At 48.0% G+C, this 5,165-nt stretch carries 4 protein-coding genes and 1 pseudogene; 2 read left to right on the forward strand and 3 right to left on the reverse strand.

Annotated elements, in window-relative coordinates:
- From ACYVGO_RS34945 to ACYVGO_RS34955, 3 genes are all read right to left on the reverse strand, one after another.
- Positions 1–826 (reverse strand): PKD domain-containing protein (locus ACYVGO_RS34945; RefSeq protein WP_460973344.1); only part of this gene is annotated, 826 nt, incomplete at its 3' end.
- 77 nt (positions 827–903) lie between these two features.
- On the reverse strand, positions 904–1,884 hold the full coding sequence (locus tag ACYVGO_RS34950; RefSeq protein ID WP_460973345.1) for a glycosyltransferase family 2 protein: 981 nt from the start codon (positions 1,882–1,884) through the stop codon (positions 904–906).
- Between the two features lie 117 nt (positions 1,885–2,001).
- Complete coding sequence (locus tag ACYVGO_RS34955; RefSeq protein WP_460973346.1) at positions 2,002–3,507, reverse strand: circularly permuted type 2 ATP-grasp protein; 1,506 nt, start codon at positions 3,505–3,507, stop codon at positions 2,002–2,004.
- A 428-nt stretch (positions 3,508–3,935) separates the two neighbouring features.
- On the opposite strand from ACYVGO_RS34955, the gene ACYVGO_RS34960 reads away from it, so the two are divergent.
- Complete coding sequence (locus ACYVGO_RS34960; RefSeq protein WP_460973347.1) at positions 3,936–4,646, forward strand: PepSY-like domain-containing protein; 711 nt, start codon at positions 3,936–3,938, stop codon at positions 4,644–4,646.
- A gap of 143 nt (positions 4,647–4,789) precedes the next feature.
- A pseudogene (locus ACYVGO_RS34965) lies at positions 4,790–5,165 on the forward strand (hypothetical protein); the annotation flags it as partial.

Genomic DNA, 5,165 nt, shown 5'->3' on the forward strand with positions numbered 1-5,165 from the left:
TATCGGTGACGATGATCTGCATGTCGCGGGTGATCTCCCCGATGAGCACCCCGTTGCGCCACTCCTCAATGATGAAGGCAAAGTTGTACTGTCCTATCTGGCCCGGAGCATCCCAGCAGAGCTCGCCGGTAATGGGATTGATGGTAAAGGTGGGTGTGCCTCCCGCTTCACTGGACGTGCTAAACCGAGTTGGGGTCTGATAGACAGGGATATCTCGTCCAGAGCAACCGCTGGTTGTTAGGGACGTTTTGGGAACACTGAGTCGGTAGGCGAGGCTATCGCCATCGGCATCGAAGGCGGCTGGGTTGTGGCAGAACTTCTGGCCCACGCGTCCTGAGTCCAGGGGTGGGTTGAGCATGACGGGGGTGGAGTTGGTCAGCAGGGCTGCATTGATCAAAATCGTTGTCGATACGAAAAAGGCAATATTCTGTGACTCACCCGGTGGAGGTAAATTGATTGTTCCCTGATTTCGGTTTTGAACGGTGACACCAATGGTATACACGCCCGGCCCCGGATAGGTATGCGTTGTGGTATAAACGTCAATGGATGAGGTGTTACCATTGATCGCCTTTCGAATGCTTCGCTTGACTTCGGCTGTGGATCCATCACCAAAACAAATCGTGTATGACTCCGCCTGGTTAGATGCTGCTCTACCCCCTAGCTCATCGAAATAAGCGGTAAAGGTAATCTGGTAAGTAAGTGAGGTTTGAGAAATCCGTTTGGTGGTAATCTCCCCAGCCCGCACGTGTGTGGCCTGACTACTGGTGGGACACAGCACCGCGCCCAAAAAAAGGCCCATCAGTCCAATAGTGTAAACAAACCGCATAAAATTATCCCGTTTTCAACTACAACGATTTCAGTACCAAAAAGTGTATCCCTTTTGGTGTTTCCTCTGGCGAGCTGTCAGACTTTATAAAATCCAGGTTTATTAAGCAGCGTTTTCCAGAAAAATCGCAGAAAGATACCCACCTGTTTCGTAAATGCCCACTGGTTGTCCAGATCCGCCCAGGGCTTCCGACGATCGCGAAGATTAACGGCTATTTTCCAGATGAATACAACGGGAATCATCAGGATATAATGCAGCATGAGTACCAGATAAGCACCAATCCCATACTGCTTTCGGACCCATAGTAACTGCGATACCTGAACCTGCGATTTGAAGCGGTTAATATGCGTGACAATATGTTGCTGGTTGTCTTCGCTACTGCCATATTCCAGATGCACAAATTTCTGATCCCGTAGTAACAGTAGTCGGCCCTGCTTCCCAAGTCGATACCCCCATTCTACATCTTCCCCGTACATAAAAAAACTCTCGTCCAGCATGCCCGCTTTAGCAATGACAGCAGGACGAGTCATCAAAAAAGCACCTGAGAGCCACTCGACCTGGTTAGGGTCTGCATAGTGTGGATCAGGCATTAGCCGATTCAGAAATCGTTCAGAAGCTTCGCCACCGGGCAAAATGTAGAATGCCCGGCGCATTTGCCCAAAGGTTGTATAGAGGTTTGGGCGAATCTGACGGTTGGCCTGTAATTGTAGTGCACTAACGGCGGCAACATCAGGTTGCTTATCCAGTACCTGAACACAATGCCCCAAAACATCGTCGATCAGAAGTGTATCGGAATTGAGAAGGAGAATAAATCGACCCTGTGCCTGCCGGATACCCAGGTTATTCGCTCGTGCGAAGCCCGAATTGTATCCCATCTGAAACCAGCGTACTGTTGGGAAAGATGCCTGGATAATGGTCTGGCTGGTATCGTTTGACTGATTATCAATGACTAATACCTCAAAACTGATGGATTGGGTATAGGTATGAACCGAAGTCAGACAATCAAGAATCAGCTGAGGGGTTTTGTAATTGACAATTATGATACTTAGATCCGGCAAAGCAGTTTTTGAGTAGTTGGGGATGTAAAGGTAAGGAGTTATACGTTTGAAGTTTGTAGTTCGGGGTTTGACGTTCTTCGAGAGCCAACGTCAAACCCCGAACTACAAACTTCAAACTTAATACAGCACCCACGTATCCTTACCACCCCCGCCCTGCGAAGAGTTGACAACCAGCGACCCTTTGCGAAGCGCCACGCGTGTCAGGCCACCCGGAATGACATTGACGCCATCGCCATAAAGAATGTAGGGGCGCAGATCTACGTGACGGCCCTCGGCATGGTCACCCACTATGCACGGTACCCGGGAGAGCGAGATGGTTGGCTGAGCAATGTAGTTACGGGGATTTTCCTTTATTTTCTGGCGAAACAATTCATGTTCTTCGGGTGTGGCTTTTGGCCCGATGAGCATGCCGTATCCACCTGCTTCGTTCGCTTCTTTAACAACTAACTGCTCAATATTTTCCAGCACATATTTACAATCGTCTTCTTCCCGGCAAATGTAGGTTCGCACGTTTGGAATGATAGCTTCTTCGCCCAGATAATACTGGATAATACGGGGTACGTACGCATAAATCACTTTGTCGTCGGCAACACCTGTGCCAGGTGCATTAGCCAGCGCCACCCGCCCTTTTTTGTAAACTTCAAAAATGCCCGGTACCCCAATCATCGAGTCTGGGTTAAAGGACTGAGGGTCCAGGAATGTATCGTCGATGCGTCGGTAAATCACGTCTACGATCTGAAACCCTTTGGTAGTACGCATTTTTACATACCCACCTGATACAACAAGATCACGGGCTTCAACCAGTTCAACACCCATTTGCTGGGCCAGATAGGAGTGCTCAAAATAAGCCGAGTTATAAATGCCGGGCGTCAGTACAACCACTGTCGGGTTAGGGCGATCGGCAATGAACTGAAGCATCTGGAGCAGACGCATTGGGTAATCAGATACGGGCCGAACACCTGTTTGAGTGAGTACTTCGGGAAAAGTCTGTTTGATCAACTCGCGGTTTTCAAGCATGTAAGATACTCCCGATGGGCAACGGAGGTTATCTTCAAGTACCATCATTGTCCCATCGTCACCCCGAATCAGATCGGTACCCGTAATATGGCACCAGATGCCTTTAGGTGGGCGTACACCCAGACAGGCCGGCAGAAATGATTTACTGGACTCGATCAGATCGCGGGGTACAACGCCGTCGTTCAGGATCCGTTGCTCGTTGTATACATCATCCAGGAACATATTGATGGCCTTGATGCGCTGAATTAAACCCTCTTCCAGCCGGTTCCATTCGGCCGATTCAATTACACGGGGAATAATGTCAATTGGCATAATCCGTTCCGTGCCTTCGCCTTCCGAATACACATTGAACGTAATACCCATGCTCATCAACGCACGTTCGGCCGCGTGCTGCCGACCAATAAGGTCCTCACGGGTGAGTTGCTCAACACGCTGCTGAAAAGGGACGTACCCGGCCCGCACCTGCGTCTCGTTGGCAAACATCTCATCAAAAAAATCCTCAGTCTGATAATCTGTAAAGGAAAAATTGGTCGCAGATTGACCCTGCGATTGTGTCATACCATTGAGTGATTGTGACTGAGCCTGGCGGGTTTTTTGTTTTTTCATGGAACAATATATTTACAATTGGCAGAATGGCCAAATAGAATATGGAATACCGAATCGTTGTGCAAATAAAACGCTATAAAAGTGAAGATTTATAACGCATTGCCCCGCTTTTCACAAAAAAGCCTTTGAGTCCCAATGTAGCCAGAATTAGGCGGATGTCGGTTTTTGCTATAAATGCTACCTGCCTGAGCTTACCTTTTTTTGGGTTGGGTTGTAGGCGAAAGGCCACTAACTACCTAGTCGATCCATATTGTTATTTCAAGCATATATGGCCCTATCTGCTCAATTTACTCGTTTTAGTATTCTTTTTTTTGATCATTGCAACGCTATGCATAGTCATCACGTAAGGAGAGATGTGCCAGAAAACGAAGCTGGTGCTATCTTATTTTTCCGTTTTATTTTTTTAACAAAACCAACCGATGATACGTATGAAAACATTGCTTGTGTTCAGTTGTGTGGTGGCTTTGGTCGTGGGGTTGAATGCCTGCAACAAGACTGCCGTTGATCCTACGGATGATGCATCAGCCCGGACGAGTGGAGTTACCAGTAGTTCACTTACTGGACCGCATAACCTGACTGTAGTCGCTGTGTCGAGCTTGCCAGCTGCCGTTACCACCTACATTACAACGAACTATGCGGGGGCAACGATCAAAGATGCCCGGACAGATGCGGATGGAAATTTTCTGGTTGCCATTACGGTGAATAACTCGCTAAAACTATTGCTCTTCAAGGCAGATGGAACATTTGTGAAAGAGGCTGAGATGCGATTTGGTCACGCGCGTGGAGATTCAACGCATCATCATGCGCCCGGTGATTCTCTTCATCATGCACCCGGCGACTCGCTTCGTCACATGCATGGCGATTCGCTTCACCATCCCAAACCAGCCGTAGGTGATAGCACGCATCATGGTCGTCCGGGTAGTCCTGGTGCTACTCTGACAGAAGTGGCCGTATCCAGTCTGCCAGCGGCTATTACGGCCTACATCACAACCAACTATGCAGGCGCAACGATCAACAAAGCGGGGCAGGATAGCACAACCAGCGATTACGTTGTGTCGATTACTACAGCCGACAATAAGCGTGGCGTATTATTGTTCAGTTCTGACGGTACGTTCAAGAAAGCGCTGATTGGTAAGTGATAAGTAATTGATTTTCTGTTTATTGCGTAAAGGCCTGATCTCTGATCGGGCCTTTTTTGTTGAATTTTGGTGCGCTTGTACAAACAAAAAAGCGGTTGTATTGTCTTGCTATATGTTCATTACACTAAACATATATGCACGTTATGAAAGCAATCGTCTGTACAATCGCTCTGGTTATTGCAGGGTTTTCGAGCGCAATGGCTCAAACGGAGAAGGGTAATCGCCTGATGGGCGTTAATGTTGCCAATGTAATTATTCCAACCTCAGGTAATACAAATAAAGCAACAATTATCAGCCTTCAGCCAACCTATGGCTGGTTTGTCAGTAATGGACTGGTCGTTGGGGCTGGGATACCCTTTTATCATCTTGGGGCTGACAATAGCAAACTAACTCAGATCGGGATAGCTCCTTTCCTGCGGTATTATATTGGCCCCTCTCAGGTGAAACCGTTCCTTGGCGCATCTGTAGGTGTTGTCAATACATCTGCATCAGTTAATGGTTCTGCCTCCTCAACAAGTA

The sequence above is a fragment of the Spirosoma migulaei genome (assembly GCF_054776855.1).